Origin of the sequence: Klebsiella michiganensis, assembly GCA_000963575.1 — a bacterium.
GTDB lineage: Bacteria > Pseudomonadota > Gammaproteobacteria > Enterobacterales > Enterobacteriaceae > Cedecea > Cedecea michiganensis_A.
Window position 1 is genome coordinate 3,894,278 of sequence record CP011077.1, and the last position, 26,102, is coordinate 3,920,379.

Below are 26,102 nucleotides of genomic sequence, written 5' to 3' on the forward strand. Positions count from 1 at the left end.
CTATGCTTAGTACCGCCTCACTCTATGCAGCAATTGATCTGGGTTCTAACAGTTTTCATATGTTGGTTGTGCGTGAGGTGGCAGGAAGTATACAAACCCTGACCCGCATTAAGCGAAAAGTTCGCCTCGCTGCTGGCCTCAACAGCGAGTGCGTTCTCTCCCCGGAAGCCATGGAACGCGGCTGGCAATGCCTGCGCTTATTTGCTGAACGTCTTCAGGATATCCCTCAGAATCAGATTCGTGTTGTGGCAACAGCCACGCTGCGTCTCGCCGTTAATGCCGATGTTTTTTTGCAAAAAGCACAGCAAATCCTTGGCTGCCCGGTACAGGTTATTCGCGGTGAAGAAGAAGCCCGTCTGATTTATCAGGGCGTTGCCCACACCACCGGCGGAGACGATCGCCGTCTGGTGGTCGATATCGGTGGGGCCAGTACTGAACTGGTGACGGGCACCGGCGCGCAGACGACCTCGTTATTCAGCCTCTCAATGGGTTGTGTCACGTGGCTGGAGCGTTTCTTTAGCGACAGAAATCTTGCTCAGGAAAACTTCGCGGCGGCGGAAGAGGCGGCGGCGGAAGTGCTCAGCCCGGTCATTGCCGAGCTTAAAAACCACGGCTGGAAGATTTGTGTCGGCGCTTCAGGTACCGTGCAGGCGCTGCAGGAAATCATGATGGCGCAGGGGATGGATGAACGCATTACCCTGGCAAAACTTCAGCAGCTAAAACAGCGGGCTATTCAGTGCGGTCGGCTGGAAGAGCTGGAAATTGAAGGCCTCACCCTGGAGCGGGCGCTGGTTTTCCCCAGCGGTCTGGCCATTCTCATCGCTATCTTCGAACAGCTCGGCATTGAATGCATGACGCTTGCCGGGGGCGCGCTGCGCGAAGGTTTGGTTTATGGGATGCTGCATCTTGCGGTTGACCAGGAAATTCGCCAGCGAACGCTGCGCAACGTTCAGCGCCGCTTTATGGTGGACACTAGCCAGGCGGCTCGTGTGGAACAGCTTGCGCAGAATTTTGCTTCGCAAATAGCAGAGCCGTGGGGGCTGGATCCACTCAGTCAACAGATGCTGGCGAGTAGCGCCCTGCTGCATGAAATTGGCTTAAGTATCGATTTTAAACATGCTCCTCAGCATGCGGCGTATCTGGTGAGAAACCTGGATTTACCGGGATACACGCCGGCGCAGAAAAAATTGTTGGCAACGCTGCTGCTCAACCAGACCAACCCTGTGGATCTCTCTTCGCTCCACCAGCAAAATGCGGTTCCGCCACGCGTGGCGGAAAGGCTTTGCCGCCTGTTGCGCCTGGCGATTATTTTTGCAAATCGCCGCCGGGACGATATTCTTCCCGAGATTAAGCTGCAGGCAGACGGCGAAACCTTGCATTTGGCATTGCCCGATACCTGGCTTGCCTGTCACCCTCTCGGTGCCGAACTGCTGGAACAGGAAAAACTCTGGCAGAGCTACGTCCACTGGCCGCTCAGCGTCAATTAACCTAGCTTTTACGCGCTTTGGCCAACATCTCACGAATATTGGCCACATTACTCTGCCCTTTTTGCATCCGTTCTTGCGCAGAAACCACTTTGCGTTCAGTTTCCCAACTCAAATCGTCCTGCGGCAACTCCATCAGGAACCGGCTTGGTTCAGGCCGTACCAGCTCGCCATACTGCCGACGCTCCCGGCAAAGCGTAAAGGTCAGTTCTTTTTGCGCCCGGGTAATCCCCACATAAGCCAGGCGTCGCTCTTCATCCACGTTATCTTCGTCGATGCTGCTTTGGTGCGGCAGAATTCCTTCTTCCATGCCCACAAGATAGACATAGGGGAATTCCAGCCCCTTCGAAGCATGCAGGGTCATCAACTGGACCTGATCGGCTTCTTCCTCGTTTTCACCACGCTCCATCATGTCGCGGAGGGTAAAACGCGTCACCACCTGGGTTAACGTCATCGGCTCGTCCAGGTCGCTACCTTCAAGCATTTCCGTCATCCAGCTAAAGAGCTGGTTAACGTTTTTCATACGCATTTCGGCGGCTTTCGGGCTGGGCGAGGTTTCATACAACCAGCTTTCGTAGTCGATCCCGTGAATCAGATCCCGTACCGCTGCCACCGGTTCGCGCTCGGCAAGCGTAGCCACGTCCCGAAGCCAGTGGGTAAAACGCTGCAGAGCATCAAGACCGCGCCCGCTTAGCGTCTGGCTTAGCCCCATATCAAAGCTGGCGGTAAACAGGCCTTTATTGCGCTGCATCGCCCACTCACCAAGTTTTTGCAGCGTTGCCGGGCCAATTTCACGCTTGGGTGTATTCACAATACGCAGAAACGCGCTGTCATCATCCGGGTTCGTCAACACGCGTAAATAGGCGAGCAGATCTTTAATTTCCGGGCGAGAGAAGAATGAAGTACCACCGGAGATACGATACGGGATTCGGTTTTGCATCAGCATCTTTTCGAATACCCGCGACTGGTGATTGCCGCGATACAGAATAGCGTAATCTTTGTAGTTGGTTTTATTGATAAAGTGATGAGCAATCAACTCACCGGTGACGCGCTCGGCCTCATGCTCTTCATGATTCGCCGTCACGACTTTCAATTCTGCACCGTGCTCAAGCTCGGAGAAAAGGCGCTTCTCAAAAACGTGCGGATTATTGGCGATCAGAATATTGGCCGCGTTCAAAATACGGCGGGATGAGCGATAGTTCTGCTCAAGCTTGATCACCTGCAGCGCCGGAAAATCTTTGCTCAACAGAACCAAGTTTTGCGGGTTCGCCCCGCGCCAGGAATAGATAGACTGGTCATCGTCACCGACAACGGTAAAGCGCGCCCGCGTGCCAACCAGCAGTTTCACCAGTTCATACTGGCTGGTGTTGGTATCCTGGTATTCATCCACCAGCAGATAGCGAATACGGTTTTGCCAGCGCTCGCGAACTTCTGCATTGCGCTGCAGCAGCAACGTTGGCAGCAAGATGAGATCGTCAAAATCCAGCACGTTGCAGGACTTCAGGTGAGTATCGTAGAGGCCGTAGCAATGGGCAAAAATGCGATCCCGCTCGCCCTTCGCCTGCGCGGCAGCCTGTGCCGGGGACAACAACCCGTTCTTCCAGTTGGAGATGGTTGAAATCAGCTGCTGGAGAAGCACTTTGTCGTTTTCCAACAGACCTTCGGTTAACTCTTTTAGCAGCGCGGTCTGATCGGTATCGTCAAACAGTGAGAAGTTAGACTTCATCCCTAACGCCGCATATTCACGCTTGATAATCTCCAGCCCCAGCGTGTGGAAAGTAGAGATCATCAACCCGCGAGCCTCTTTGCGCCCCAGCGTTTGTGAAACGCGCTCTTTCATTTCACGGGCGGCCTTATTAGTAAAGGTCACCGCCGCTATCTGGCGCGCCTGATAGCCACTCTCACGGATCAGATGCGCAATTTTGTTGGTGATAACGCGCGTTTTACCCGAGCCCGCCCCGGCCAAAACCAGGCAAGGTCCAGTGACAAATTCGACGGCTTGTTGTTGGCCAGGGTTTAAACGCATACGGTCACTCAATGAAAGTCAGGAGGGGACAAAAACAGCGTGGTAGTATAGCGAGCGTAATCAACATGACTCAAGGCACTATCATGGCAAAAACCGCAGCAGCACTGCATATCCTTGTAAAGGAAGAAAAACTGGCTCTGGACCTTCTGGAGCAGCTTAAAAATGGCGGCGACTTCGAGAAACTGGCGAAGAAGCACTCTACCTGCCCGTCCGGCAAAAAAGGCGGCCATTTAGGTGAGTTCCGTCAGGGCCAGATGGTTCCTGCGTTCGATAAAGTGGTGTTTTCTTGCCCACTGCTGGAGCCTTACGGCCCGCTGCACACTCAGTTCGGCTACCACATCATCAAGGTGCTGTACCGTAACTAAGCAAAAGGCCGGGATAACCGGCCTTTTCTTTATTTAGTCGACTGTAACGTCTGTTGGGCTTCATGCTTCAGCAAATGCGTGCCGACCGCCATCTGGAACACCTTAAAAATAATGCCGTTTACGAAGGTGGTCAGCGTAAGGGTAATAAACGCCGTCATAATCCAGTCAATCACCGGCATCCCGCTGTGCAGCAAATAGGGGCGATAAATCAGCATCCCGGCAAACACCACCCAATGGCTAAGGCAGTAGAAGCATTGAAAGAGATGGCCCAGCATCGCATGCTTTTTTGCCGTCCAGCTGCGCAACCCTGCAAAAAGTTCAGTTTGCGTAATGGTCATCGAAATACTGGCGGCGGCCAGGGCAATCATCAGGCAGACTGGCAGATCTGTGGTTAAGGTTGAAATCATTCCTCGTGCCCCTTTTCATTGAAATAGCTTATAAATTCGCTGCCGATGTCTTGCAATGTCAGGCTTTTAAACCGTGCCAGCACCAGCTCTTCAGCCGCACTAAAAGTCTCGGACATCACGCGATTGACTCCCTGCTCCACCAGGCATTGCGGGTTTTCACTGCGATTGCCTAGCGCAAATAGCCCCGGAGACCCCAGTGCCAGATAAATATCCAGCAGCGTCACTTCGCTGGCCCGGCGACACAACCTCCAGCCGCCGTGATGGCCTTTAGTCGAACAGACGATATTGTTCTCGCGCAGACCGGCGAGCACTTTACGAATAAACGCCGGATTGCCGTCGATAAAGGCGGCCATTTGTTCCGATGTAAGCGGCTTGTCCATCTGCTCCAGATGAAGCAGGATGTGCAATGTTGCGGAGAAGGAGTTATTTATTTTCATGTAACTTACAATATTACATAAAAAGTAAGGCGGCAAGATCGCGGGCACAAAAAAAGGCGCCGAAGCGCCTTTTTCAATTCAAAACATATTAGCCAGCAACAGCGATGCGTTTCATATCGGTCATGTAGCCACGCAGTTTTTTGCCCACTTTTTCGATTTCGTGGTTGCGAATGGCCTCATTTACGTCACGAAGCTGAGCGTTGTCTACCGCAGCGGCTGGGATCTCTTTACCCAGATCGCCCGGCTGCAGCGTGGTCATGAACTCTTTCAGCAGCGGAACCGCCGCGTAGGAGAACAGATAGTTACCGTACTCAGCGGTATCAGAAATAACCACGTTCATTTCGTACAGGCGCTTACGAGCAATGGTGTTAGCAATCAGCGGCAGCTCGTGCAGGGACTCATAGTATGCAGACTCTTCGATGATGCCAGCGTCAACCATAGTTTCGAAGGCCAGCTCAACGCCAGCTTTCACCATGGCGATCATCAGCACACCTTTATCGAAGTATTCCTGCTCGGAAATCTTGCCTTCAAACTGCGGCGCAGTTTCGAAAGCTGTCTGGCCGGTCTCTTCACGCCAGGTATGCAGTTTCTTATCGTCGTTAGCCCAGTCTGCCATCATGCCGGAAGAGAACTCACCGGAGATGATGTCATCCATGTGTTTCTGGAACAGCGGAGCCATGATGGTTTTCAGCTGCTCGGACAGCGCGTTGGCACGGATTTTTGCCGGGTTGGACAGACGGTCCATCATCAGCGTGATCCCGCCCTGCTTCAGCGCTTCAGTGATGGTTTCCCAGCCGAACTGAATCTGTTTCTCTGCATATGCAGCATCAGTTCCTTCCGCCACCAGCTTGTCGAAGCACAACAGAGAACCGGCCTGCAGCATGCCGCACAGGATAGTCTGCTCGCCCATCAGGTCAGATTTCACTTCAGCAACGAAGGAAGATTCCAGCACGCCCGCGCGGTGGCCACCGGTTGCAGCCGCCCAGGCTTTGGCAATTGCCATACCTTCGCCTTTCGGATCGTTTTCAGGGTGAACCGCGATAAGAGTCGGCACACCAAAGCCACGTTTGTATTCTTCACGCACTTCGGTGCCCGGGCACTTCGGTGCTACCATCACCACGGTGATGTCTTTACGGATAGTTTCGCCAACTTCTACCACGTTGAAACCGTGGGAGTAGCCCAGCGCCGCGCCGTCTTTCATCATCGGCTGTACGGCCTGAACTACGGAGGAGTGCTGTTTGTCTGGCGTCAGGTTAACAACCAGATCCGCCTGCGGGATCAGCTCTTCGTAAGTGCCAACTTTGAAGCCGTTTTCGGTCGCTTTACGCCAGGATGCACGCTTCTCGGCGATAGCTTCAGCACGCAGGGCATAGGAAACATCCAGACCGGAGTCGCGCATGTTCAGGCCCTGGTTAAGACCCTGAGCACCGCAGCCGACGATGACGACTTTTTTACCTTTGAGGTAGCTTGCTTCATCGGCGAATTCATCGCGCCCCATGAAGCGACATTTACCCAACTGCGCTAACTGCTGACGCAGGTTCAAAGTGTTGAAATAATTAGCCATCGTAGAACTCCGTATGTGTCGTGTTGTGCTTATTGTAAGGGCTCTGCAGCCGTGTCGTGCTGCCTAGAATGAACCCACTATATGACAGGAAATGCGTTGCTTAAATTGATATATTAACAACGTCGCGTTGCGATTATTGCAATGCAAAAACGAGGCTTGATGACCATGGATTTACGCGATCTGAAAACCTTTCTGCACCTGGCCGAAAGCCGCCATTTTGGGCGTAGCGCGCGCGCTATGCACGTCAGCCCCTCTACGCTTTCACGCCAAATTCAGCGGCTGGAGGACGACCTTGGGCAGCCTCTGTTTTTACGTGATAACCGCACCGTGACGCTGACCGAAGCCGGCGAGCAATTACGGCAGTTTGCCCAGCACACGCTGCTGCAATATCAGCAGATGCGCCATACGCTCGGCCAGCAAGGGCCTTCCCTAAGCGGAGAACTCCATCTGTTTTGCTCGGTGACCGCCGCATACAGCCATCTGCCGCCCATTCTGGACCGCTTCCGCGCTGAACATCCTTCCGTTGAAATTAAACTGACCACAGGTGACGCTGCGGATGCGGTAGAAAAAGTAGATTCCAACGAAGCCGATCTCGCCATTGCCGGGAAACCAGAATCCCTTCCGCCTGGCGTGGCTTTCTCGATGCTGGAAAATTTATCCGTGGCTTTGATTGCCCCCGCTTTGCCTTGCCCGGTTCGGGCGCAGGTCAGCCAGCCGGAACCTGACTGGGCCAAAATTCCGTTTATTCTTCCTGAGCAAGGGCCAGTTCGCCGCCGGATAGAACTCTGGTTCCGCCGTCAGAAAATCAGTAACCCGGTGATTTACGCTACCGTTGCCGGCCATGAAGCCATGGTGTCGATGGTGGCGCTGGGATGTGGCGTTGCACTGATCCCTGAAATCGTGCTGGAAAATAGCCCTGAACCGGTACGCAACCGCGTGCTGGTTCTGGAGCGAAACGATGAGAAAGCGCCGTTTGAACTGGGCGTTTGCGTACAAAAAAAGCGGCTCAATGAGCCGCTTATCAGCGCGTTCTGGAAGCTTCTACCCGGCAGCCACTAACCCGCCAGGAAGAAACGGAACGCCGGGTTTTGGGTTTCGTCGTGGCATTCGTAACCCAGTTCGTTGAGCCGGGTTTCGAAATCCGGCTCATTTTCACCCAGCTCAAACGCCGCCAGAACGCGCCCGTAGTCGGTACCGTGGCTACGGTAGTGGAACAGAGAAATATTCCAGTGCGTCCCCAGAGTGCTCAAGAACTTCAGCAGCGCACCCGGTGATTCCGGGAACTCAAAGCTGTACAACCTTTCGCGCAGCGGCTTCGAAGGCCGCCCGCCCACCATGTAGCGAACGTGCAGTTTCGCCATTTCGTCGTCAGAGAGATCGACCACGCCGTAGCCGCCCTCGCTGAGCTGAGCGATGATCTCTTTACGCTCTTCCAGGCCGCGCGTCAGGCGCACCCCAACAAAAATGCAGGCATCGTCAGAACTGGCGTAGCGGTAGTTGAACTCGGTGACCGAGCGACCGCCCAGCAGCTGGCAAAACTTCAGGAAGCTGCCTTTTTGCTCCGGAATAGTGACCGCCAGCAACGCTTCCCGCTGCTCGCCCAGTTCACAGCGCTCAGAGACATAACGTAGCCCGTGGAAATTCACGTTTGCGCCAGACAACACATGCGCCAGGCGTTCGCCGCGGATGTTGTGCTGCTGAACGTACTTTTTCATCCCCGCCAGCGCCAGGGCGCCGGATGGCTCCGCAACGGCGCGCACGTCTTCGAACAAATCCTTCATCGCCGCGCAGATAGCATCGCTGTCCACGGTGATGATGTCATCCAGATATTCCTGGCACACGCGGAACGTTTCGTCGCCGATACGCTTGACCGCCACGCCTTCGGCAAACAGCCCCACGCGCGGCAGCTCAACCGGCTTCCCGGCTTCCAGCGCCGCTTTCAGACAGGCAGAATCCTCTGCTTCAACCGCAATCACCTTGATTTGCGGCATAAGCTGCTTGATCAGAACCGCTACGCCTGCCGCCAGGCCACCACCGCCAACCGGCACAAAGACGCGATCGATATGCGCATCCTGCTGCAGTAGCTCCAGCGCTACCGTACCCTGCCCGGCGATAACTGCCGGGTGGTCAAACGGAGGCACATAGGTGAAACCCTGCTGCTGAGAAAGTTCGATGGCTTTGGCTTTTGCCTCATCGAAATTCGCGCCGTGGAGCAAAACTTCACCGCCAAAGGCCCGCACAGCGTCGACTTTGATATCCGCGGTTGTCACAGGCATAACGATCAGCGATTTAATGCCAAGCCGGGTGGACGAAAGCGCCACGCCCTGAGCGTGATTTCCCGCAGAAGCGGTAATCACACCACTGGCTTTTTGCTCGCTGTTCAAACCCGCAATCATCGAATAAGCACCGCGCAGCTTGAAGCTGTGAACGGGCTGACGATCTTCACGCTTAACCAAAATGACGTTATCAAGGCGCGAAGAAAGCTTTTCCATTTTCTGCAGCGGCGTTACCTGGACGACTTCGTAAACCGGCGCGCGCAATACCGCGCGCAGGTACTCTGCTCCGCCGGGGGCATCGGGTAACGGTTGTGACTCAGCCATATTTAGCCTCCAAGCTTGCTTTTATCACGTACAGCGCCTTTATCCGCACTGGTGGCGAGGCTGGCGTAAGCGCGTAGAGCGAAGGAAACCTGGCGTTCACGATTGCGTGGCGTCCAGGCGGCGTCGCCGCGAGCTTCCTGAGCTTCACGACGTGCCGCCATTTCCTGATCGGTAAGCTGCAGCTGAATACTACGGTTAGGGATATCGATGGCAATCATGTCGCCGTCTTCAATCAGGGCAATATTGCCGCCGCTCGCTGCTTCCGGAGAAACGTGGCCAATCGACAGACCTGAAGTCCCACCGGAGAAACGGCCATCGGTGACCAGCGCGCAGGCTTTGCCCAGTCCCATAGATTTCAGGAAGGTTGTTGGGTAGAGCATCTCTTGCATACCGGGTCCACCTTTCGGCCCTTCGTAGCGAATAACAACCACGTCACCGGCAACGACTTTTCCACCAAGGATAGCTTCTACCGCATCGTCCTGGCTTTCATAGACCTTGGCTGGACCGCGGAATACCAGGCTGCCTTCATCCACACCGGCGGTTTTAACAATGCAGCCGTTTTCCGCGAAGTTGCCGTACAGAACGGCCAGACCACCATCTTTGCTGTAGGCATTTTCCAGTGAGCGAATACAACCTGCGGCACGATCGTCATCCAGGGTGTCCCAACGGCAGTTCTGTGAGAAGGCCTGGGTAGTACGAATGCCCGCCGGACCCGCGCGGAACATGGTTTTCACCGCTTCGTCTTTGGTCAACATCACATCGTATTGTTCCAGCGTCTGCGGCAGGGAAAGGCCAAGCACGTTTTTCACTTCGCGGTTCAGCAGCCCGGCGCGATCCAGCTCCCCGAGAATACCGAGCACACCACCCGCGCGGTGCACGTCTTCCATATGGTATTTCTGGGTGCTTGGTGCCACTTTACACAGCTGAGGAACCTTACGGGACAGCTGGTCAATGTCGGTCATGGTGAAATCGATTTCAGCTTCCTGAGCGGCGGCCAGTAGGTGCAGAACGGTGTTGGTGGAACCGCCCATGGCGATATCCAGCGTCATGGCATTTTCGAATGCCGCTTTGCTGGCAATGCTGCGCGGCAGCGCGGTGGCGTCATCCTGCTCGTAATAGCGCTTGGTCAGTTCAACAATCCGTTTCCCGGCATTCAGGAACAGCTCTTTACGGTCGGCGTGCGTTGCCAGCAGCGACCCGTTACCCGGCTGAGACAGGCCCAGCGCCTCTGTCAGGCAATTCATGGAGTTGGCCGTGAACATCCCTGAGCAGGAGCCGCAGGTCGGGCAGGCAGAACGTTCAACCTGCTCGCTTTGCTCATCAGAAACTTTCGGATCCGCACCCTGAATCATCGCATCCACCAGATCGAGCTTGATGATCTGATCGGAAAGTTTGGTTTTCCCGGCTTCCATCGGGCCGCCGGAAACGAAGATCACTGGAATATTCAGGCGAAGAGACGCCATCAACATCCCTGGGGTGATTTTGTCGCAGTTGGAGATACAAACCATGGCATCGGCGCAGTGGGCGTTCACCATGTACTCAACCGAGTCTGCAATCAGCTCGCGGGACGGCAGGGAATAGAGCATGCCGCCGTGCCCCATGGCGATACCGTCATCCACCGCAATGGTGTTGAACTCTTTCGCTACGCCGCCGGAGGCTTCGATTTGCTCGGCAACCAGTTTACCCAGATCGCGCAGGTGAACGTGGCCCGGTACGAATTGGGTAAAGGAGTTTACAACCGCAATAATCGGTTTGCCGAAATCGGCGTCGGTCATCCCCGTTGCGCGCCACAGCGCGCGGGCACCCGCCATATTGCGGCCGTGGGTTGTAGTGGCGGAACGATACTTAGGCATGCTTTATTTACTCCAGTCTGTCGGGTAGCAGGCGGTCAGTTGCCGCCTGCCTGATTATATTTTTGTTTAAGACTTATGGGTTGACCTGATCCAACCAGCCCCATTTGTCTTCAGTCTCACCGGTGAACAAGCCAAAGAATGCCTGTTGAATACGTTTGGTGATCGGGCCGCAACGGCCTTCACCCACCTGAATGCGGTCTACGCTACGTACCGGGGTAATTTCTGCGGCGGTGCCGGACATGAAGACTTCATCGGCCAGGTACAGAGACTCTCGCGACAACACCTGCTCACGCACTTCAATGCCGAGGTCTTTTGCCAGTTTGATAATCGCGTCACGGGTGATGCCCGGCAGTGCGGAAGAGGTGAACGGCGGGGTGTAGATTACGCCATCTTTCACTTCGAACAGGTTTTCACCCGCGCCCTCGGACAGGAAACCGTTCACATCGAGGGCAATCCCTTCCTGATAACCGTGGCGGCGAGCTTCGCTACCGACCAACAGAGACGAAAGGTAGTTACCACCCGCTTTCGCTGCGGTTGGAATGGTGTTTGGTGCCGCGCGGTTCCAGGAAGAGACCATTGCATCAATCCCCTGATCCAGCGCTTCTGCGCCCAGGTAAGCACCCCACGGGAAGGCCGCAATGATCACGTCAGTGGTGTACCCTTCCGGCGGGTTAACGCCCATACCTACGTCGCCAACAAAGACCAGAGGACGAATGTAGGCGCTGGTGAGGTTATTTTTACGGATAACCGCACGGCAAGCTTCCATCAGTTCATCCACGCTTTGCGATACCGGGAAGCGATAGATTTTTGCTGAATCACGCAAGCGCTGCATGTGTTCACGATGACGGAACACCACTGGCCCTTTGTGCGAGTCGTAGCAACGGATGCCTTCGAAGACCGAAGTACCATAGTGCAGCGCGTGGGACATTACGTGAACTTTCGCTTCTCCCCACGGGGTCATCTCGCCATTGAACCAGATGTAATCAGCTTTCTTGGTCGTCATTGTTCTCTTCCTTTTGCGCTCAGGCGCGGATTTGTTGTGATGTTGGTTGCTGGATTTCAACGCAGGCAACGTCAACCAGCTTGCTTAATTGGGTAAACAGTAATTCGACTGGCCGCAGGCTCGCAACGGTCAATTCAATATTAATATTGTCGGTATTCCCCGCTGCGGCCATATTCATCGCGCAGATCTGGAAGCCACGATGGCGCACGACGCGTAAAACACGTTCTAACGTTTCCGGACGGAAGCGAGCCTGCACTGCGAGCTGATGTTGCATCATGATAATTTCTCCAGCATTTGCGAATTACTGGCACCGGGCGGTACCAACGGCCAGACGTTTTCGAATTCATCGATAGAGACGTGAAGCATGTACGGGCCGTCGCTGTTCAGCAGGGCGTCTAACGCAGCTTCTACCTGGTCTTTACGGGTGATGTGCTGCCCAGGAATGCCGAAGGCGCTGGCCAGCGTGAGGAAATCAGGGTTGTCGGTCAGAGTGGTTTCACTGTAACGCTCTTCAAAAAACAGCTGCTGCCACTGTCTCACCATGCCCAGGCGTTGGTTATCGAGCAGCAGGATCTTAACCGGCAACTGCTTGCGTTTGATGGTACCCAACTCCTGAACGTTCATCATGAAAGAGCCATCGCCGGATACGCAGATCACCGTATCTTCGGGTCTGGCAACCTGGGCGCCAACGGCAGCTGGTAAACCAAAGCCCATCGTGCCAAGCCCGCTGGAGGTGATAAAGTTCTCCGGACGCGTGAAGGTCATGTGCTGCGCGGTCCACATCTGATGCTGGCCTACGTCGGTGGTCACAACGGCTTCTGCTGATTTGCGCTCGGAAAGCTGCTTCAGCAGCAGCGGGGCATAGATAGCCTGGCCCGGATGATCGTAGCGCCACTGGTGTGCTTCGTTCAGGGCCGCGATATGCTGCTGCCATGAAGCAATGTGCAACGGCTGTTGCAAGGCAGGTAATAACTGGTTCAGCGGCCCCTGCAATGCGACGTGTGCCTGACGAAGCTTACTCAGCTCCGCAGGATCGATATCCATATGAATAACTTTGGCGTGCGGTGCAAAGGTATTCAGCTTCCCGGTGACGCGGTCATCGAACCGGGCGCCAACGGCTAACAGCAGATCGCATTCCTGAACAGCGAGGTTTGCCGCTTTGGTGCCGTGCATTCCCAGCATACCGGTGTAAAACGGATGGTCGGCCGGGACTGCACCCAGTCCTTTCAGAGTCACTGTAGAAGGCATACCCGTGACAGAAATAAACTCACGGAGCGCCGGAACCGCCTGCGCCATCCCAACTCCGCCGCCAACGTAAAGCATGGGTTTTTTAGCCTGAGCGAGCATCTCCCGGGCTTGATGCAATTCAGCAAACGGCAGGTCTGCATCATCTTCAACGGCGGATAACCAGGCCTCAGGCTCACCGATAGCCAACTGGATATCTTTTGGAATATCGACCAGAACAGGGCCCGGGCGGCCAGCGTTAGCAATCTCAAATGCCTCGGCAAGTACGCGCGGCAATTCATCAAGGGATTCAACGAGGAAGCTGTGTTTGGTACAAGCCAACGACAGACCGAGGACATCAACTTCCTGGAAAGCGTCAGTACCTATCAAAGGCGCCGCCACTTGGCCGGTGATGGCAACAACGGGAACAGAATCTAAAAGTGCGTCGGCAAGGCCTGTTAACAGGTTTGTCGCGCCGGGGCCAGAAGTGGCGATACACACACCGGTTTTACCGGTTGAACGGGCATAACCAATGGCCGCCATTGCCGCGCCTTGTTCATGGCGACACAGTAGATGTTCCACACCACCGTCGTACAACGCATCGTACACCGGCATAATCGCGCCGCCTGGATAACCGAAAACTGTTTCAACACCCTGCGCTCGCAACGCATGTACTACCCACTGTGCACCATTCATAGTTAGTTCCCCGCCTCATTACCGGAGAAACAGCATTTTATTCTGCAACACATACTCTGTTCCTCGCTTCACATTCTTCAGTCAACAAAAAACCCCCGGACCTTTCGGTGCGGGGGTTCTTTTCGATTCAGGCTTGATTTTTAAGCCTTTCTTTCTCCAAGTGCAGCCCCGCACGGTGGGATAATAATCACCACCACGCTAATCACGACCAGGCTAATCACTCGTAGAAGGGCTGTCATTTTCTGTATGTTCTAACGTCTAGTTCGAAGTAATGCCTACAGAGTTATCACAGAGTTGACGTGAAGCACAATATTTTTTTATGACGAAAAGATCGAGGCGGAAATTAATTAGCATAAAAACTATTTAATTTCAGTGGATAAGAAGAACGTGAAAATAATTCATAAAACTGGTCTGCTGAGACCATTTTCAACGTAATACCAGTAAAAAGTTATTATTCTGCGATCGGCTTCGCAGCCAGAACTGTAAAAAAGAGAGTGGGAGAAAAAATCAGGAAGTGGCCTCCCAGCGCATCAAATGAACAATATTTAATCTTTTATTGGCGCGGCAGAATGAAGTTTTTCACGGAGGAAAAATGTCACTGTCGGTTGTCTACACCAGAGCAGCACTCGGCGTTCACGCCCCTCAAGTTACGGTTGAAGTGCATATCAGTGCAGGTTTACCTGGGCTGACGCTTGTCGGCTTGCCTGAAACCACCGTGAGAGAAGCCCGGGATCGGGTCAGAAGTGCGTTAATCAATAGCGGCTACACGTTTCCGGCCCGTAAAATCACCATTAACCTTGCCCCGGCAGACCTGCCTAAAGAAGGTGGAAGATACGATTTACCTATTGCTCTGGCGCTGCTGGTTGCCTCTGAGCAGCTCAATCCCTCTAAGCTGGCCCAGCTCGAGTTCATCGGGGAGCTTGCCCTGACGGGGGAGTTACGTGGGGTTTCCGGGGCCATATCATCCGCGATGGAAGCTCTGAAAGCAGGGCGAGAAGTCGTGGTTGCAGCAGAAAATGAGGAAGAGGTTGGCCTGATAGCTAAACCGGGATGCTTTGTGGCCGCACATCTGACCGAGGTATGTGCCTGGCTGGAAGGAAAGCACGATCTCCGCCCTCCGGTTAGCCCTGCCCTGTGGCAAGCCGATAACGTGGAAGACATGAACGAGATTATTGGGCAAAGTCAGGGGAAACGAGCGCTGGAAATTGCGGCAGCTGGCGGGCATAACCTCTTGCTGATAGGTCCTCCGGGAACGGGAAAAACCATGCTGGCGAGCCGGCTCAATACGCTTCTTCCTCCTTTGAACGATGCTGAAGCGCTACAGAGCGCAGCCATTCTGAGCCTGGTACAATCCTCGCATCTTCATCGCCACTGGCGTCAGCGTCCATTCAGGGCTCCCCATCATAGCGCTTCTCTAATGTCCGTCGTGGGTGGAGGAGCTATCCCACAGCCAGGGGAAATTTCGCTGGCGCACAACGGCGTGTTATTTCTGGATGAATTACCTGAGTTTGAACGCCGCGTGCTGGACTCTCTCAGGGAACCCATTGAATCGGGTGAGATTCATATCTCTCGCACCCGGGCAAAAATTACCTACCCCGCAGATTTTCAGCTTATAGCGGCGATGAACCCCAGCCCCACAGGGCACTATGAAGGCAAGCACAATCGCGCCACGCCCCAGCAGACCTTACGCTATATGAACCGGCTCTCTGGCCCTTTTCTCGACCGCTTCGATCTCTCCGTGGATATCCCGCTTCTCCCTGCAGGAATGCTAAGCCAAACCAGCCATCACGAAGAAAAGAGCGAGGTAATAAGAGCGAGGGTAATTGAGACACGTGACCGGCAATTTTTCCGGCAAAGCAGGCTCAATGCCCGACTCAGTAACCATGAGATCCGTGAACACTGTGCGCTTGTGCCGAATGATGCAATTTGGCTGGAGGAAACATTACTCAAGCTGGGCCTGTCTGTCAGAGCATGGCAGCGCCTTCTGAAAGTCTCCCGTACCATCGCGGATATCGAGCATTGCGAGTGTATTACCCGGGCACATCTCCAGGAAGCCCTCAGCTATCGAACGATTGATCGGCTGCTCCTGCATTTACACCGGCTTGCAGAATAAAAAATGGGGCTTTCGCCCCATTTTTTAATCATCACTATCGCTGTAGTCTTCAACCGTATCCATCTGCGGTTTGCCACCGGACAGGGTATGAAAACGTTTTGGACGCTTGATACGCGCCATGTACTTGCTCCAGACGCGTTCCGCTTCAGTAGCAGGCTCGCGCACACCACGGCATACGGCAACAAACTGCACTTCTTCTTCAGTGCCTGGTTCGCGCTTGCCGAGATCCAGCTCATTGAACGCAAAACCATGCCGTTCTAACAGCTGTGCCTCTTTGATGGTGAAATCACCATGGCGAGCAAACCCACGTGGATAATGTTTATTGTCGAAAAACCGATTAGTCGTCGTAAAGCTTTCCGCCATCCTACACGCTCCTGATTTTCTTGGCCGAGCTATTTATGGCGCGGAGTATTAGTTACGCTTGACAGAGTGTAAAACAAAACATTTAAATCATAACGACAAATTATTTTTTGGAGTAAGGCGTGGACACCGAATTACTTAAAACCTTCCTGGAAGTTAGCAGAACACGGCATTTTGGTCGTGCTGCAGAAGCACTTTATTTGACGCAGTCTGCGGTCAGCTTCCGCATCCGACAGCTCGAAAATCAGCTTGGCGTAAACCTTTTTACCCGCCACCGCAATAACATACGGCTGACAACTGCCGGAGAGCGCCTGTTGCCCTACGCAGAAAACCTGATGAATACGTGGTTAGCGGCGAAAAAAGAGGTATCGCACACTTCCCAGCACAATCAGTTAACGCTTGGCGCCAGCGCTTCACTTTGGGAATGCATGCTTTCTGAATGGCTAATTGCGCTTTATCAACAGCATAACGGCCTGCAATTCGAAGCACGAATTGCACAACGCCAGTCACTCGTGAAACAGCTTCATGAGCGTCAGTTGGACTTACTACTCACAACTGAAGCGCCCAAAATGGATGAGTTCTCCAGCCAGTTGCTCGGTTACTTCAGCATGGGGCTTTATGGCCCTACCGCAGAAAGTCGTAAAGCTTCACTCAACTATTTACGCATCGAGTGGGGCGCAGATTTTCACCAACATGAAGCCGAGCTTATTGGAAGTGATGATATTCCGGTGTTGACCACCAGTTCAGCAAAAGTAGCCTGCAAGCTTATACCTGAACTGAACGGTTGTACCTTCCTGCCGATTGAATGGGCAAAAGAGCAGCCAGGGATCTGGCCTGTCCCTGAAAGCACAACCCTGTCCAGACCGTTGTATGCCGTTTGGCTACAAAACACGGACAAACACAGCATTATTAAAGAATTATTGAAAACACCATTAACAGCGCAGTAATGCGCTTTTGGTAGCAAAGAACTTAAAGGAGAGGAATTTTGGATAAAAAAAATCCTTTGCCTAAGCAAAGGATTATATATGGCAGGGGCGGAGAGACTCGAACTCGCGACACCCGGTTTTGGAGACCGGTGCTCTACCAACTGAGCTACGCCCCTAAATTTTGTTACTATTAAGCCTGCTTAGATAGCAGGCTTAATTTTAATAAGTGGCGGAACGGACGGGACTCGAACCCGCGACCCCCTGCGTGACAGGCAGGTATTCTAACCGACTGAACTACCGCTCCACCGAATTTTTCTACAACTACCGGTTTGTTGCCCCGGTTTACTGCTTAATTTGATGCCTGGCAGTTGATGAACTTCCGTTCACCCTACGGGCCGCTGCTTCGCAGCGTTCAGACTCACCTTTCGGTTCGTCAGTCCTACTCTCTGAGAGTAGTGAACTGCCTCGTATTACTGACCATTACTGCTAATTTGATGCCTGGCAGTTCCCTACTCTCGCATGGGGAGACCCCACACTACCATCGGCGCTACGGCGTTTCACTTCTGAGTTCGGCATGGGGTCAGGTGGGACCACCGCGCTACGGCCGCCAGGCAAATTCTGTTATTGACCGTCACTTCGTGACCATCAATATAATCCTGAACTAAGCTGAAAATCTCTCTCTAAAAACACCTTCGGTGTTGTAAGGTTAAGCCTCACGGATCATTAGTACTGGTTAGCTCAACGTATCGCTACGCTTACACACCCAGCCTATCAACGTCGTAGTCTTCAACGTTCCTTCAGGACTCTCAAGGAGTCAGGGAGAACTCATCTCGGGGCAAGTTTCGCGCTTAGATGCTTTCAGCGCTTATCTTTTCCGCATTTAGCTACCGGGCAATGCCATTGGCATGACAACCCGAACACCAGTGATGCGTCCACTCCGGTCCTCTCGTACTAGGAGCAGCCCCCCTCAATTCTCCAGCGCCCACGGCAGATAGGGACCGAACTGTCTCACGACGTTCTAAACCCAGCTCGCGTACCACTTTAAATGGCGAACAGCCATACCCTTGGGACCTACTTCAGCCCCAGGATGTGATGAGCCGACATCGAGGTGCCAAACACCGCCGTCGATATGAACTCTTGGGCGGTATCAGCCTGTTATCCCCGGAGTACCTTTTATCCGTTGAGCGATGGCCCTTCCATTCAGAACCACCGGATCACTAAGACCTGCTTTCGCACCTGCTCGAGCCGTCACTCTCGCAGTCAAGCTAGCTTATGCCTTTGCACTAACCTCACGATGTCCGACCGTGATTAGCTAACCTTCGTGCTCCTCCGTTACGCTTTAGGAGGAGACCGCCCCAGTCAAACTACCCACCAGACACTGTCCGCAACCCGGATTACGGGTCTACGTTAGAACATCAAACATTAAAGGGTGGTATTTCAAGGTTGGCTCCACGCAGACTGGCGTCCACGCTTCAAAGCCTCCCACCTATCCTACACATCAAGGCTCAATGTTCAGTGTCAAGCTATAGTAAAGGTTCACGGGGTCTTTCCGTCTTGCCGCGGGTACACTGCATCTTCACAGCGATTTCAATTTCACTGAGTCTCGGGTGGAGACAGCCTGGCCATCATTACGCCATTCGTGCAGGTCGGAACTTACCCGACAAGGAATTTCGCTACCTTAGGACCGTTATAGTTACGGCCGCCGTTTACCGGGGCTTCGATCAAGAGCTTCTCCTTGCGGATAACCCCATCAATTAACCTTCCGGCACCGGGCAGGCGTCACACCGTATACGTCCACTTTCGTGTTTGCACAGTGCTGTGTTTTTAATAAACAGTTGCAGCCAGCTGGTATCTTCGACTGCCTTCAGCTCCACCCGCGAGGGGTTTCACTTACCGACAGCGTGCCTTCTCCCGAAGTTACGGCACCATTTTGCCTAGTTCCTTCACCCGAGTTCTCTCAAGCGCCTTGGTATTCTCTACCTGACCACCTGTGTCGGTTTGGGGTACGATTTAATGTTACCTGATGCTTAGAGGCTTTTCCTGGAAGCAGGGCATTTGTTACTTCAGCACCGTAGTGCCTCGTCGTCACACCTCAGCGTTAACAGAAGTCCGGATTTACCTAAACTTCCCGCCTACATGCTTAAACCGGGACAACCGTCGCCCGGCTAACATAGCCTTCTCCGTCCCCCCTTCGCAGTAACACCAAGTACAGGAATATTAACCTGTTTCCCATCGACTACGCCTTTCGGCCTCGCCTTAGGGGTCGACTCACCCTGCCCCGATTAACGTTGGACAGGAACCCTTGGTCTTCCGGCGAGCGGGCTTTTCACCCGCTTTATCGTTACTTATGTCAGCATTCGCACTTCTGATACCTCCAGCAAACCTCACAGTTCACCTTCAACGGCTTACAGAACGCTCCCCTACCCAACAACACATAGTGTCGCTGCCGCAGCTTCGGTGCATGGTTTAGCCCCGTTACATCTTCCGCGCAGGCCGACTCGACCAGTGAGCTATTACGCTTTCTTTAAATGATGGCTGCTTCTAAGCCAACATCCTGGCTGTCTGTGCCTTCCCACATCGTTTCCCACTTAACCATGACTTTGGGACCTTAGCTGGCGGTCTGGGTTGTTTCCCTCTTCACGACGGACGTTAGCACCCGCCGTGTGTCTCCCGTGATAACATTCTTCGGTATTCGTAGTTTGCATCGGGTTGGTAAGCCGGGATGGCCCCCTAGCCGAAACAGTGCTCTACCCCCGAAGATGAGTTCACGAGGCGCTACCTAAATAGCTTTCGGGGAGAACCAGCTATCTCCCGGTTTGATTGGCCTTTCACCCCCAGCCACAAGTCATCCGCTAATTTTTCAACATTAGTCGGTTCGGTCCTCCAGTTAGTGTTACCCAACCTTCAACCTGCCCATGGCTAGATCACCGGGTTTCGGGTCTATACCCTGCAACTTAACGCCCAGTTAAGACTCGGTTTCCCTGCGGCTCCCCTATACGGTTAACCTTGCTACAGAATATAAGTCGCTGACCCATTATACAAAAGGTACGCAGTCACCCCATAAAGAGGCTCCCACTGCTTGTACGTACACGGTTTCAGGTTCTTTTTCACTCCCCTCGCCGGGGTTCTTTTCGCCTTTCCCTCACGGTACTGGTTCACTATCGGTCAGTCAGGAGTATTTAGCCTTGGAGGATGGTCCCCCCATATTCAGACAGGATACCACGTGTCCCGCCCTACTCTTCGAACTCACAGTATGTGCATTTTAGTGTACGGGAGTATCACCCTGTACCCTGCGACTTTCCAGACGCTTCCACTAACACACAAACTGATTCAGGTTCTGGGCTGCTCCCCGTTCGCTCGCCGCTACTGGGGGAATCTCGGTTGATTTCTTTTCCTCGGGGTACTTAGATGTTTCAGTTCCCCCGGTTCGCTTCATTACGCTATGTATTCACGCAATGATAGTGTGACGAATCACACTGGGTTTCCCCATTCGGAAATCGCCGGCTATAACGGTTCATATCACCTTACCGACGCTTATCGCAGATTAGCACGTCCTTCATCGCCTCTGACTGCCAGGGCATCCACCGTGTACGCTTAGTCGCTTAACCTCACAACCCGAAGATGTTTCGCTTCAGATTATGAAAATTTGAGAGACTCGAACATGTCTTAACCTCATTCTTTATTACGGAAGAACGAGACGACATGTCGTTTCAATTTTCAGCTTGTTCCGGATTGTTAAAGAGCAAATATCTCAAACGTGACTCTTTCAAGTCAGTTTTGAGATATAACGGCACGCAACTTTCACTTACATACCAGCAAGTGGCGTCCCCTAGGGGATTCGAACCCCTGTTACCGCCGTGAAAGGGCGGTGTCCTGGGCCTCTAGACGAAGGGGACACTGAAGTCTCAATCGCAAGACGCCTTGCTTCTCTACATCTATCAGACAATCTGTGTGAGCACTACGCGGGTTGTATCTATTAGGTAAGGAGGTGATCCAACCGCAGGTTCCCCTACGGTTACCTTGTTACGACTTCACCCCAGTCATGAATCACAAAGTGGTAAGCGCCCTCCCGAAGGTTAAGCTACCTACTTCTTTTGCAACCCACTCCCATGGTGTGACGGGCGGTGTGTACAAGGCCCGGGAACGTATTCACCGTAGCATTCTGATCTACGATTACTAGCGATTCCGACTTCATGGAGTCGAGTTGCAGACTCCAATCCGGACTACGACGCACTTTATGAGGTCCGCTTGCTCTCGCGAGGTCGCTTCTCTTTGTATGCGCCATTGTAGCACGTGTGTAGCCCTACTCGTAAGGGCCATGATGACTTGACGTCATCCCCACCTTCCTCCAGTTTATCACTGGCAGTCTCCTTTGAGTTCCCGGCCGAACCGCTGGCAACAAAGGATAAGGGTTGCGCTCGTTGCGGGACTTAACCCAACATTTCACAACACGAGCTGACGACAGCCATGCAGCACCTGTCTCAGAGTTCCCGAAGGCACCAATCCATCTCTGGAAAGTTCTCTGGATGTCAAGAGTAGGTAAGGTTCTTCGCGTTGCATCGAATTAAACCACATGCTCCACCGCTTGTGCGGGCCCCCGTCAATTCATTTGAGTTTTAACCTTGCGGCCGTACTCCCCAGGCGGTCGACTTAACGCGTTAGCTCCGGAAGCCACGCCTCAAGGGCACAACCTCCAAGTCGACATCGTTTACGGCGTGGACTACCAGGGTATCTAATCCTGTTTGCTCCCCACGCTTTCGCACCTGAGCGTCAGTCTTTGTCCAGGGGGCCGCCTTCGCCACCGGTATTCCTCCAGATCTCTACGCATTTCACCGCTACACCTGGAATTCTACCCCCCTCTACAAGACTCAAGCTTGCCAGTTTCGAATGCAGTTCCCAGGTTGAGCCCGGGGATTTCACATCCGACTTAACAAACCGCCTGCGTGCGCTTTACGCCCAGTAATTCCGATTAACGCTTGCACCCTCCGTATTACCGCGGCTGCTGGCACGGAGTTAGCCGGTGCTTCTTCTGCGAGTAACGTCAATCACTAAGGTTATTAACCTTAATGCCTTCCTCCTCGCTGAAAGTACTTTACAACCCGAAGGCCTTCTTCATACACGCGGCATGGCTGCATCAGGCTTGCGCCCATTGTGCAATATTCCCCACTGCTGCCTCCCGTAGGAGTCTGGACCGTGTCTCAGTTCCAGTGTGGCTGGTCATCCTCTCAGACCAGCTAGGGATCGTCGCCTAGGTGAGCCATTACCCCACCTACTAGCTAATCCCATCTGGGTTCATCTGATGGCAAGAGGCCCGAAGGTCCCCCTCTTTGGTCTTGCGACGTTATGCGGTATTAGCTACCGTTTCCAGTAGTTATCCCCCTCCATCAGGCAGATCCCCAGACATTACTCACCCGTCCGCCGCTCGTCACCCAGGAGCAAGCTCCCCGTGCTACCGCTCGACTTGCATGTGTTAGGCCTGCCGCCAGCGTTCAATCTGAGCCATGATCAAACTCTTCAATTTAAAAGTGTTTGATGCTCAAAGAATTAAAACTGTTTATAAAATCAGTAGTCACTCTTCAAGACTTGATATTTGTTTGCATCCTAAGATGCTGAGATATCAATCCTGCGAGTGCCCACACAGATTGTCTGATAAATTGTTAAAGAGCAGTGAGTCAGTCGCTTTCGCTTGCTAACTCGAGGTGGCGTATAATACGCTTTCCTCTTTCAGAGTCAATCCTTAATTTCAGGATTTTTCACTCTCATCTTCACCGTTACTCTGTGATGTTGTTCACATGTTCCGTGTCGATGGAGGCGCATTATAGGGAGTTCTCCCGGCGCTGCAACACTAAAATGACAGAAAAATGACTGACTGCTGCATTCCACAGCAAAACCCCGCCTTATACCCTTTTGCACACAGACTTATCCACAATCCGGATTTGAACTTAAAATTCGCGAGCGTGACGCAAACGTTTTCGCTACAATGCACCGCGATAAAATGGACACCCCCGATGGGGGCGTTAGCTGAGTTTTTGTCTCTTCTTTTCCTTAATTTCCCTTTTCTGCCCCGCCAGAACTAAGGTGAAGACTAAAATTCAGCTAACGCTCTTCTATATGCGAACCAAAGCCAAGGGATAAAACCATGTCACAACGTCGTCCTGTACGCCGCGCACTGCTCAGTGTTTCTGACAAAGCCGGTATCGTCGAATTCGCTCAGGCCCTCTCCCAGCGTGGAGTGGAGCTGCTGTCCACCGGCGGAACCGCTCGCCTGCTGGCTGAAGCAAACCTGCCGGTAACCGAAGTCTCCGACTACACCGGTTTTCCAGAGATGATGGACGGACGCGTCAAAACGCTGCACCCGAAAGTTCACGGCGGCATTCTGGGCCGTCGCGGTCAGGACGATGCCATTATGGCGGAGCACGCCATCTCTCCTATTGATATGGTCGTCGTTAACCTTTATCCGTTTGCCCAGACCGTTGCCCGCGAAGGCTGCTCTTTAGAAGATGCGGTTGAGAACATCGATATCGGCGGTCCAACCATGGTTCGCTCCGCAGCCAAGAACCATAAAGATGTCGCGATCGTAGTAAAAAGCAGTGACTACCAGGCGATCGTTGCCGAGCTGGACGCTAACGAAGGATCCCTGACGCTGGAAACCCGCTTCGATCTGGCGATCAAGGCGTTCGAGCATACCGCCGCATACGACAGCATGATCGCTAACTACTTCGGTAGTCTGGTCCCGGCTTACCATGGCGAAAGCAAGGATCCTGCCGGCCGCTTCCCACGCACGCTGAATCTGAACTTCATTAAGAAGCAGGATATGCGCTATGGCGAAAACAGCCACCAGCAGGCAGCCTTCTATATAGAAGAAGAAATTAAAGAAGCGTCCGTGGCAACCGCGACCCAGGTTCAGGGCAAAGCGCTCTCCTATAACAATATTGCGGATACCGATGCGGCACTGGAGTGCGTGAAAGAGTTCGACGAACCGGCCTGCGTTATCGTTAAGCACGCCAACCCTTGCGGCGTGGCCGTCAGTGGTACCGTGCTCGAAGCCTATAACCTGGCTTATAAAACCGATCCAACCTCTGCCTTCGGCGGCATTATCGCGTTCAACCGTGAGCTGGATGCAGAAACTGCACAGGCCATTATTTCCCGGCAGTTCGTCGAGGTAATTATCGCCCCTTCCGCTAGCGAAGAAGCACTGAAGGTAACCGCGGCCAAACAGAACGTTCGCGTCCTGGTTTGCGGCCAGTGGCAGAAACGTGCCCCGGGCCTTGATTTCAAACGAGTGAACGGCGGCCTGCTGGTTCAGGATCGCGATTTAGGTATGGTTACCGCGGGCGACCTGCGCGTGGTGACTAAACGCCAGCCGACAGAGCAAGAACTGCATGACGCACTATTCTGCTGGAAAGTGGCGAAGTTCGTTAAATCCAACGCCATCGTTTATGCCCGCGACAATATGACCATCGGGATAGGTGCTGGCCAGATGAGCCGCGTCTACTCCGCCAAAATTGCCGGGATCAAGGCCAGCGACGAAGGACTGGAAGTGAAAGGCTCTGCCATGGCTTCTGATGCCTTCTTCCCGTTCCGTGATGGCATTGATGCCGCAGCCGAAGCTGGCGTGAGCTGCGTTATCCAGCCGGGCGGTTCTATCCGTGATGATGAAGTCATTGCCGCCGCCGACGAGCATGGGATCGCGATGATCTTCACCGATATGCGCCACTTCCGCCATTAATTACCGGAGCGTTTATAGATGAAAGTTTTAGTTATTGGTAACGGCGGGCGCGAGCACGCGCTGGCCTGGAAAGCGGCCCAATCACCTTTAGTGCAGACAGTATTTGTTGCACCAGGCAATGCGGGTACCGCACTGGAGCCTGCGCTGCAGAATGTGGCTATCAGCGCGACTGATATTCAAGCCTTGCTAAGTTTTGCGCAGAACGAAAAAATCGACTTAACCATCGTTGGCCCGGAAGCACCGCTGGTGATTGGCGTGGTGGATGCTTTTCGCGCCGCTGGCCTGAAGATCTTCGGGCCAACCGAAGGCGCCGCACAGCTGGAAGGCTCGAAGGCTTTTACCAAAGACTTCCTGGCTCGCCACAATATCCCAACTGCGGAATACCAGAACTTCACCGACGTTGAGCCTGCGCTGGCTTACCTGCGCGAGAAAGGGGCGCCCATCGTAATTAAGGCCGATGGCTTGGCCGCAGGCAAAGGCGTCATTGTTGCGATGACGCTGGAAGAGGCTGAAGCTGCCGTCAATGACATGCTGGCCGGGAACGCGTTTGGCGATGCGGGTCACCGCATTGTTATTGAAGAGTTCCTCGACGGCGAAGAAGCCAGCTTTATTGTGATGGTTGATGGCGAACATGTACTACCGATGGCCACCAGCCAGGATCATAAGCGCGTTGGCGACGGCGATACAGGCCCGAACACCGGCGGCATGGGCGCTTACTCTCCCGCCCCGGTTGTGACCGACGAAGTCCATCAGCGCACCATGGAGCGCGTGATTTGGCCTACCGTACGCGGTATGGCTGCCGAGGGTAATACCTACACGGGCTTCCTGTACGCCGGGCTAATGATTGACAAGCAGGGCAATCCGAAGGTGATTGAGTTCAACTGCCGCTTTGGTGACCCGGAAACCCAGCCCATCATGCTGCGCCTGCAGTCAGACCTGGTCGAGCTGTGCCTCGCCGCCTGTGACGGCAAACTTGATGAGAAAGACTCTAAGTGGGATGAACGTCCGGCCCTGGGCATCGTGCTAGCGGCGGGCGGATATCCGGCCGATTATCGCAACGGCGACGTTATCCACGGCCTGCCGCTGGAAGAAGTGGCCGATGGCAAGGTCTTCCACGCAGGGACTAAGCTCAGTGAAGATGACCGCGTGCTCACCAACGGCGGGCGCGTACTATGCGTGACTGCGTTAGGAGAGACGGTTGCCAAAGCTCAACAGCGCGCGCTGGAGCTGAAAAAAGATATTCACTGGGATGGTAGCTTCAGCCGCACGGATATCGGTTATCGTGCCATTGCGCGTGAAAACGTGAAGTAAGCTC

General features: G+C 53.7%; 17 protein-coding genes, 3 tRNA genes and 3 rRNA genes. 7 read left to right on the forward strand and 16 right to left on the reverse strand.

Annotated features, from left to right (window positions below; translation table 11 throughout):
• Nucleotides 1-2 precede the first annotated feature (2 nt).
• Nucleotides 3-1,487 carry a guanosine polyphosphate pyrophosphohydrolase gene (locus VW41_17985; GenBank protein ID AJZ90776.1) on the forward strand — a complete coding sequence of 495 codons (1,485 nt, stop codon included), beginning with the start codon at nucleotides 3-5 and terminating at the stop codon, nucleotides 1,485-1,487.
• A 1-nt stretch (nucleotide 1,488) separates the two neighbouring features.
• Here the strand turns inward: VW41_17985 and VW41_17990 are convergent, their stop codons facing one another.
• A complete protein-coding gene (locus VW41_17990) occupies nucleotides 1,489-3,510 on the reverse strand; it encodes an ATP-dependent DNA helicase Rep (GenBank protein AJZ90777.1) in 2,022 nt (673 codons plus the stop codon).
• Between the two features lie 83 nt (nucleotides 3,511-3,593).
• On the opposite strand from VW41_17990, the gene VW41_17995 reads away from it, so the two are divergent.
• Entirely contained in the window at nucleotides 3,594-3,875 is a 282-nt protein-coding gene (locus VW41_17995; GenBank protein ID AJZ90778.1) for a peptidylprolyl isomerase, read from the forward strand.
• A gap of 29 nt (nucleotides 3,876-3,904) precedes the next feature.
• On the opposite strand, the gene VW41_18000 is transcribed toward VW41_17995, so the two are convergent.
• The 3 genes from VW41_18000 to VW41_18010 form a co-directional block, all read right to left on the reverse strand.
• Nucleotides 3,905-4,282: a hypothetical protein gene (locus VW41_18000; GenBank protein ID AJZ90779.1), complete on the reverse strand. Its 378-nt coding sequence runs from the start codon at nucleotides 4,280-4,282 to the stop codon at nucleotides 3,905-3,907.
• A complete protein-coding gene (locus VW41_18005) occupies nucleotides 4,279-4,719 on the reverse strand; it encodes an Rrf2 family transcriptional regulator (GenBank protein AJZ90780.1) in 441 nt (146 codons plus the stop codon). Before VW41_18005 ends, VW41_18000 begins: the two co-directional genes overlap by 4 nt.
• Before the next feature lie 88 nt (nucleotides 4,720-4,807).
• On the reverse strand, nucleotides 4,808-6,283 hold the full coding sequence (locus VW41_18010; GenBank protein ID AJZ90781.1) for a ketol-acid reductoisomerase: 1,476 nt from the start codon (nucleotides 6,281-6,283) through the stop codon (nucleotides 4,808-4,810).
• A 165-nt stretch (nucleotides 6,284-6,448) separates the two neighbouring features.
• On the opposite strand from VW41_18010, the gene VW41_18015 reads away from it, so the two are divergent.
• Nucleotides 6,449-7,342, forward strand: a complete 894-nt coding sequence (locus VW41_18015) for a transcriptional regulator (GenBank protein AJZ90782.1) — start codon at nucleotides 6,449-6,451, stop codon at nucleotides 7,340-7,342.
• Here the strand turns inward: VW41_18015 and VW41_18020 are convergent.
• The 5 genes from VW41_18020 to VW41_18040 all read right to left on the reverse strand — a co-directional run bounded on the left by VW41_18020 (nucleotide 7,339) and on the right by VW41_18040 (nucleotide 13,659).
• Nucleotides 7,339-8,883 carry a threonine dehydratase gene (locus VW41_18020; GenBank protein ID AJZ90783.1) on the reverse strand — a complete coding sequence of 515 codons (1,545 nt, stop codon included), beginning with the start codon at nucleotides 8,881-8,883 and terminating at the stop codon, nucleotides 7,339-7,341. The genes VW41_18015 and VW41_18020 overlap by 4 nt on opposite strands.
• Nucleotides 8,884-8,885: 2 nt before the next feature.
• The gene (locus VW41_18025; protein ID AJZ90784.1) at nucleotides 8,886-10,736 is read right to left on the reverse strand and encodes a dihydroxy-acid dehydratase; all 1,851 of its coding nucleotides are present in this window, start codon (nucleotides 10,734-10,736) and stop codon (nucleotides 8,886-8,888) included.
• Between the two features lie 73 nt (nucleotides 10,737-10,809).
• Nucleotides 10,810-11,739 carry a branched-chain amino acid aminotransferase gene (locus VW41_18030; GenBank protein AJZ90785.1) on the reverse strand — a complete coding sequence of 310 codons (930 nt, stop codon included), beginning with the start codon at nucleotides 11,737-11,739 and terminating at the stop codon, nucleotides 10,810-10,812.
• 19 nt (nucleotides 11,740-11,758) lie between these two features.
• A complete protein-coding gene (ilvM, locus tag VW41_18035) occupies nucleotides 11,759-12,016 on the reverse strand; it encodes an acetolactate synthase 2 regulatory subunit (protein AJZ90786.1) in 258 nt (85 codons plus the stop codon).
• On the reverse strand, nucleotides 12,013-13,659 hold the full coding sequence (locus VW41_18040; protein ID AJZ90787.1) for an acetolactate synthase catalytic subunit: 1,647 nt from the start codon (nucleotides 13,657-13,659) through the stop codon (nucleotides 12,013-12,015). Before VW41_18040 ends, ilvM begins: the two co-directional genes overlap by 4 nt.
• Before the next feature lie 592 nt (nucleotides 13,660-14,251).
• Here VW41_18040 and VW41_18045 point away from each other — a divergent pair.
• Entirely contained in the window at nucleotides 14,252-15,772 is a 1,521-nt protein-coding gene (locus VW41_18045; protein AJZ90788.1) for an ATP-dependent protease, read from the forward strand.
• A gap of 24 nt (nucleotides 15,773-15,796) precedes the next feature.
• Here VW41_18045 and VW41_18050 read toward each other — a convergent pair whose 3' ends face one another.
• On the reverse strand, nucleotides 15,797-16,135 hold the full coding sequence (locus VW41_18050) for a hypothetical protein (protein ID AJZ90789.1): 339 nt from the start codon (nucleotides 16,133-16,135) through the stop codon (nucleotides 15,797-15,799).
• A 119-nt stretch (nucleotides 16,136-16,254) separates the two neighbouring features.
• Between VW41_18050 and VW41_18055 the strand changes: the two genes are divergently transcribed.
• Nucleotides 16,255-17,079: a transcriptional regulator HdfR gene (locus VW41_18055; protein ID AJZ90790.1), complete on the forward strand. Its 825-nt coding sequence runs from the start codon at nucleotides 16,255-16,257 to the stop codon at nucleotides 17,077-17,079.
• A 79-nt stretch (nucleotides 17,080-17,158) separates the two neighbouring features.
• Here VW41_18055 and VW41_18060 read toward each other — a convergent pair.
• The 6 genes from VW41_18060 to VW41_18085 all read right to left on the reverse strand — a co-directional run bounded on the left by VW41_18060 (nucleotide 17,159) and on the right by VW41_18085 (nucleotide 22,581).
• Nucleotides 17,159-17,234 (reverse strand) — tRNA-Trp (locus VW41_18060).
• A gap of 51 nt (nucleotides 17,235-17,285) precedes the next feature.
• A tRNA-Asp gene (locus VW41_18065) sits at nucleotides 17,286-17,362 on the reverse strand.
• A gap of 192 nt (nucleotides 17,363-17,554) precedes the next feature.
• Nucleotides 17,555-17,670, reverse strand: a 5S ribosomal RNA gene (locus VW41_18070).
• 72 nt (nucleotides 17,671-17,742) lie between these two features.
• Nucleotides 17,743-20,675 (reverse strand): 23S ribosomal RNA (locus VW41_18075).
• 203 nt (nucleotides 20,676-20,878) lie between these two features.
• Nucleotides 20,879-20,954: transfer RNA gene (locus VW41_18080), tRNA-Glu, on the reverse strand.
• A 76-nt stretch (nucleotides 20,955-21,030) separates the two neighbouring features.
• Nucleotides 21,031-22,581, reverse strand: a 16S ribosomal RNA gene (locus VW41_18085).
• The 16S, 23S and 5S rRNA genes sit together here with 3 tRNA genes alongside, the layout of an rRNA operon.
• A 616-nt stretch (nucleotides 22,582-23,197) precedes the next feature.
• Between VW41_18085 and purH the strand changes: the two genes are divergently transcribed.
• The gene (gene purH, locus VW41_18090; GenBank protein ID AJZ90791.1) at nucleotides 23,198-24,787 is read left to right on the forward strand and encodes a phosphoribosylaminoimidazolecarboxamide formyltransferase; all 1,590 of its coding nucleotides are present in this window, start codon (nucleotides 23,198-23,200) and stop codon (nucleotides 24,785-24,787) included.
• Between the two features lie 18 nt (nucleotides 24,788-24,805).
• Nucleotides 24,806-26,098, forward strand: a complete 1,293-nt coding sequence (locus VW41_18095; protein AJZ90792.1) for a phosphoribosylamine--glycine ligase — start codon at nucleotides 24,806-24,808, stop codon at nucleotides 26,096-26,098.
• The last annotated feature ends 4 nt before the right edge of the window (nucleotides 26,099-26,102 follow it).